Source organism: Eudoraea sp. (genome assembly GCF_049665975.1).
Taxonomy (GTDB): Bacteria; Bacteroidota; Bacteroidia; order Flavobacteriales; family Flavobacteriaceae; genus Eudoraea.
This window is the reverse complement of record NZ_JBATGR010000372.1, coordinates 1-6,176: the sequence shown is the minus strand read 5'-3', so window position 1 is coordinate 6,176 and position 6,176 is coordinate 1. Positions and strand designations below refer to the sequence as shown.

4 protein-coding genes and 2 pseudogenes are annotated in these 6,176 nt (G+C 38.0%); 1 reads left to right on the top strand and 5 read right to left on the bottom strand.

The annotated features are described in order from the left end of the window. Positions 1–475, top strand: a pseudogene (locus WBN20_RS12745) (aspartoacylase); the annotation flags it as partial. Between the two features lie 38 nt (positions 476–513). Here the strand turns inward: WBN20_RS12745 and WBN20_RS12740 are convergent. The 5 genes and pseudogenes from WBN20_RS12740 to WBN20_RS12720 all read right to left on the bottom strand — a co-directional run. Continuing rightward, complete coding sequence (locus WBN20_RS12740) at positions 514–2,379, bottom strand: M1 family metallopeptidase (RefSeq protein WP_424281963.1); 1,866 nt, start codon at positions 2,377–2,379, stop codon at positions 514–516. 11 nt (positions 2,380–2,390) lie between these two features. Then, positions 2,391–4,016, bottom strand: a complete 1,626-nt coding sequence (locus WBN20_RS12735; RefSeq protein ID WP_424281962.1) for a S8 family peptidase — start codon at positions 4,014–4,016, stop codon at positions 2,391–2,393. A 13-nt stretch (positions 4,017–4,029) separates the two neighbouring features. Next, the gene (locus tag WBN20_RS12730) at positions 4,030–4,926 is read right to left on the bottom strand and encodes an SMP-30/gluconolactonase/LRE family protein (protein WP_424281961.1); all 897 of its coding nucleotides are present in this window, start codon (positions 4,924–4,926) and stop codon (positions 4,030–4,032) included. Further along, a complete protein-coding gene (locus WBN20_RS12725) occupies positions 4,910–5,770 on the bottom strand; it encodes an MBL fold metallo-hydrolase (protein ID WP_424281960.1) in 861 nt (286 codons plus the stop codon). Before WBN20_RS12725 ends, WBN20_RS12730 begins: the two co-directional genes overlap by 17 nt. 73 nt (positions 5,771–5,843) lie before the next feature. Beyond that, positions 5,844–6,176, bottom strand: a pseudogene (locus WBN20_RS12720) (SulP family inorganic anion transporter); the annotation flags it as partial.

The following is a 6,176-nucleotide window of genomic DNA, read 5'->3' as shown; positions in this document are numbered from 1 at the left end:
TTTCTATGAAGTAATTCACAGACATTGCATTACTGAGTCTGATAACTTTGAGATGTTACCCGGCTTTCGCAGTTTTGATAAATTGCGGAAGGGCAGGGCAATGGCCAATTATAATGGAGAAGAGATTACCGCATATAAAGACACTATAGTTTTTATGCCTCTCTATCAGGTTCAGGGGGAAGAAGGGTTTTTTCTTATTCGCAAAATACCCGGATGGATATTGTCATTTTCGGCATTTTTACGCAGAATAAAATTTGATTCTTTTCTGGCATTACTTCCGGGAGTTTCATGGTCAAATGAGGCTCGTGATAAGCTTAAGGTAAATTTAAAAATAGCCAGGTTCTTTAATAAACCGTTTTTTCACCTTTTAGGTTATAGGAACAGAATGGTCGACGAAACACATTTACTTTTAAATAACCGGGAGCGGACCGCAAAAAATGAAATGTACAAAGACACCTTTTGGTATAAAAACTAAATATTTTTTAGAAGTATCCTCCTGCCAGGTAACCCCACTTACTCCGAAGCTTGCCAAATATTGTTTTCAAGGTTAATATCAGCCATGAGCTGTGACGGGTCAATTACCGCGGCTCTGATGGAACTAACGGGCTTATCAATAACAAATTCCAAAGTAGGATAAGCCCAGGGCCAATCTGGTAAAACTGTTCTCTTAATAGAAGGGTAAGGGTTATCTTTTTGCCCTCTCATAATGCGTAATGGAGTATAAAAAGTTTCTCTCGTTCCGTCTTCATAAACCAGCAGAATATCAATTGGCATTGGCATAAGGCCTTTTCTTTCTAAGACTATCCTGGTTTTATTACCTTCAGCTTGTACTTCTTTTATTCCATAATCAATAGTATTTGTGGTTTCTGTCCAATCTATAAGATACCAGTCTAACTCTATACCAGACACCTTTTCAGCCGTTCTTTTGATATCATTTGGGATAGGATGTTTAAACTTAAAATTATCATAGTAAGACCTAAGTGATTCCATTAACTTATCCTGTCCTATAACATATCCTAATTGGGATAAAAATATAGATCCTTTATTATAAGCAGAAATACCATAGGCTGAATTAAACCTGTATCTGTCTGAATGCGTTGTCTGAGGTTGTTCTTTCCCTGATTGTACTAAAGAAATATAGCTGTTATAGGTGCGTTCAAACGGATTGTCTTTCTCCTGTTTCATCACCTCATTCATGCATAAACTAGAAATAAATTGAGTAAATCCTTCGTCCATCCACGCGTGTTTTAATTCATTGGTTGCCAATACGTGTTGAAACCAGGAATGTGCTAATTCATGAATCATAACACCTACAAGGCTTTCAAATTTACGTTCTCCCGTAATAAGTGTACTCATAGCATACTCCATGCCGCCATCTCCCCCTTGTACTACTGAATATTGATCATAGGGGTAAGTGCCAATATTTTTATTGAAAAAGGCCATGGCTTCTGCAGTCTTTGGTTGTAAATTTTTCCAATTTTCAAGAAGCTCTGGTTTGTTCTTATAAAAGAAATGTAATGTAGGCCCGTTATCCATCTTTAATGAATCATGGATATATTCAGGGTCTGCAGCCCACATAAAATCGTGCACCATAGGAGCTTTAAAGTGCCAGGTAAGCGTTTTGCCCCTGGATTTTTTCACTTTAGTTCCCGGCGTTTCATAGCCATGACCAATTTCCTGAGGATTTTGTAAATAGCCACTTCCTCCTACAACGTAATTTTTATCCAGCGTGAGTTTAACATCAAAATCGCCCCAGACTCCGTGAAACTCCCTGCCTATATATGGGTCTGCATGCCAGCCTTCAAAATCATATTCGGCTAATTTAGGATACCACTGGCTCATGGATAGCGCAACACCTTCAGAATTATTCCTTCCTGAACGTCTTATTTGTATAGGAACCTGCCCCTGAAATTTCATATCAAATCTACTTTTACCTCCAGAGGGAATTGGTTTTGCCAAACTCACTTCCAGAATGGTTCCTTCAAGACTGAAAGAAACATCTTCACCGTCCTGAGTTAGGGAAGAAGCCCTTAAATAACCAATTTCATCCGTATTAAGACTAGCAATCCTACTTTGGCCGTTTGTAAACATTCTCCCATCAGGATCCTGGATATTTTGCAATCTAATATCCATTTCGCTCCCCGGCTGAAATGCATTAAAGTACATATGAAAATATACGCGATTTAAATCATCGGGGGAATTGTTTGTGTAAACCAGACTTTGCGTGCCGGTATATTGATAATTTTCAACATCCATGAACACTTCCATCTTGTAGTCAACATGTTGTTGCCAGGAGAGATGATTTTTCTGTGCATGGAGACCCATTACAAAGCCTAACAAGACAAAAATTAATTTGGGATATTTATTCTTTAAAACCATATAATTTAAATTTATAAGTTTTTAGACATGTTACTCGCCATGATTAATGCATTATAGGCATTGACCATCTTTCCTGATTTAGAAACCTGGTCAAAAGGTTTGGTTTTTTCAGTATTCCCCGACAAAATAACTGAAGAACTGGAACTCAAGCCAGATTCAATTAAGATACGTTTTACATCAGCAGCCTTAAGTTTTGGGTAATAGGAGCGAATTAATGCTGCGATTCCCGTAACCATTGGAGCGGCCATTGATGTACCATCCTGAAACTCGTAATTGTTTCCTGGCATTGTTGAGTAAATATGGCTTCCAGGAGCAAATACATCAACATTAACTTTTCCATAGTTAGAATAAGACGCAACCATTTCTGAACCGTATTCCTTAGTTAAGGCACCTACTGAGATGAAGTTATCTACAAATTCGATTTTTCCTTTACCATCATGGTCATTTGGATATCCAAGATTGTTAGAATCATCCATGTCAAGGCCATCATTTCCTGACCCATGAACAAAGAGCACATCATTCTCCGCAGCGTATTTTAAAGCGTCATAAACCCAATCAGAATTCAGGGAATACGATTTACCAAAACTTGCATTGATAATAGTCGCACCATTATCCACTGCATAACGGATACCTAAGGCAATATCCTTATCGTATTCATCGCCGTTGGGCACAGCCCTAATGCTCATTATCTCAACATTATTTGCAACACCATTTACACCTAAGCCGTTGTTGCGTTCGGCGGCAATAATCCCGGCGACGTGTGTTCCATGACTTTCATCTTTTACCCTGTTTTTAGGGTTTCCGTTACCATACCCCAAATCCATTAGGTCATAAGGATCGTCCCCTACTATTTTCCTGCCGTCAAAATCTTTATTAAAATGATAATTTAATCGCTCTGTGAAATAAGTGATTCCTTCAGTAAACTCTTTAATTACATCAGGGATGCTGTCACTAATACTATACATTTGTCTGATTACCGACACATTTTGAGCTAAAGCCTGATCTTCTGTTTTTATAGCAATTACATCCTTTTTGGTATAGAAATCTTTACCCAGGTATTTCTTTATCGCATTATCCGCATTTTTTACAACACTTAAGATCTGTTCATATTGTTGCTTGTTTTGTGTGTATGTGGAAACTTCTTTTTGTAGCTCTAATTTTGCTTTTTCCTGAACAAAACGGTCACCCTTATTAAGCCTTAGGATCCTTGCATATTCCATTTGTTCATTATAAGCCTCACCTAAAAAATTATATCCATGAATATCATCTATATAACCATTGTTATCATCGTCCAGACCATTACCGGGGCGTTCCTTTTTATTGGTCCAGATAACATCAACAAGATCTTCATGCCCCAGGTCAATGCCTGCATCCAGTACGGCTACGATTACTTTTTTTCCTTTTTTATTTTTAATAATATCAGTATAAGCTTTGTTTAGGCTGATACCCGGGATGGTATCTGAAATTAAATCTGCGTGCCCCCAGGATTTATTCTCTTCATCTGTGAGTTCAGAAACTTTAAGAGGGACTGTATCAATTTTTTCCAAGGGGGTCAATACCAGGTTTGTGCTGCCGCAGCCTGCCAGAGATAATGTAAGAATGGCATAAAAGGCCAATTTTAAATGTTTAAGAGTCATATTAAATTTAGATTTAGTAATGCATTTTTGAATAATAACTTCCGGGCGACAAAGCTACAAATGTTTCAATACAACCTCTGTCTGCCATTGTAACATAGCAATTAAGTCCGTCTTCCCCGCCAAAGGCAATGTTAGAGGGTTTCTTTCCCTTTAAAACCACCTCTTTCAGAATCTCCCCGGAGGGGGAGATAATCGCTACTGTGCCTTTGTCATAACGTGTGAGATAAAGATTTCCCTGAATATCACATCGCATTCCATCCAGTCCAAAATCAGTAAAGCTTATAAGTTTCTTTTTGTTGTTTGGCGTTCCATTTTCCTGAATATCATATTTCCAAATTACCCTTTGTACAGATTCATTCACATAGAGGGTTTTACCGTCCGGACTTACTTCTATTCCATTGGTGGTTCCCATTCCTTCTTCCAATAATAAAATTTCCCTTTCGGGAGTAACCATCCAAAGTTTGCCCGTACTCTCCGCCCAATTAGGATCACTGAGGTATAATACCCCTCCGGGACCAATGGCGAGGTCATTGGGTTGATTCATAGTTGAATCCTGCGCCCATACTTCAGGGGTTTTTGTGCCTTTTTTAATTTTGTAAACCTTATGACCCAAATAATCTGCAATAAACATATTTCCATCAAGATCAAAACGTATGCCATTGCCGATACTCCCTTCCGGTAAACTAACATAAATTTCACCTTCCCCAGCCTTATTTACTTTACCAATGGTGCCCTCGTTCGCAAAATTTACTGCAAAAAGTTCTCCGTTTCCGTTTACGGCAGGCCCTTCAATACCTGAAGTGAAAGCATTTTCCGCAGTAAAATCTTCGCTTTGCTGCGTCTCATCTTTACAGCAACAAAGTGTAAAAATAAAAAACAAACCAATTAGTATATTAATTAAAGATCTCATTAAATGTAAAACTTTCATTAAGTCTAACCCCCTTTTCGGTATGTGTTACGTTGCATATTTCATTATGGGCATCGTGTTCCATGAACAAATAAAAATTATTGTCTGCCGCTGTGTTTAAAAAAGCTGCCTTTTCCGTAAGAGTTAAGAGGGGTCTGGTATCATACCCCATAATATATGGCACGGGAATATGACCTACTGTAGGGATTAAATCTGCCATAAAAACCAGGGTCTTTCCTTTATATGAGATATGGGGCAGCATCTGTTTATCTGTATGCCCGTCTGCGAATAAAATTCCGAACCCCAGCTCCGAGTTTTTAACAAATGTATGTTCTGTACGATCTATAAAATTTAGCTGGCCGCTTTCTTCCATTGGGAATAGATTTTCTTTAAGAAAAGAAGCTTTTTCCCGGGGATTGGGATGGGTGGCCCAATTCCAGTGATCTTTGTTGGTCCAGAAATGCGCATTTTTAAAGGCAGGCTCATAGCCTGTGTGATCCTTATTCCATTGGACGCTCCCGCCACAATGATCAAAATGAAGGTGCGTTAGAAACACATCTGTAATATCATCCCGCTTAAACCCTGCTTTTTTAAGGGAAGCATCCAGGGAATTATTTCCCCATCTGTAGTAATAGCTAAAAAATTTATCGGATTGTTTGTTCCCTAAACCGGTATCAATAAGAATGAGCCGGTTTCCATCTTCTATAAGAAGGCTTCTGGCTGCAATATCTATCATATTATTGCTATCTGCCGGATTGGTTTTGTTCCACAATGATTTAGGCACTACGCCAAACATTGCGCCTCCGTCTAATTTAAAGTTTCCGGTTTCAATGGGATATAAGATCATTCATGAATTCTGAGTCGGATGCAAAATAACGAAAGCTCTAATGAAAATCCTCAATATTAGTAGTTTTTAACAATCAAGAAGAAATCTTTTTATGCTGTACCAGATTATGCAGCTGTTGCCCAAAATAAATCATTCTTTTAATTTCCTGAACACCCAGCAGGCGTTCTTTTTTTAAAATGAGTAAAGAAGAACCATTAGATTCAATATGATAATATGGATGGCTTTCAAGAAACAACACCATTTCATCTGTGAAGAGTTTTAGAATAGCATTTTCATTTTCTCCACTTAGGTTAAAACGCCTGTTAAAATCAGAATGGTTTTCTATGGTGATATCTTTAAATCCTGCAAGTGAATAAATTAATTGCAACAAACCTTCCTTATCCAGAGTAAATACAGGGATTTCAAC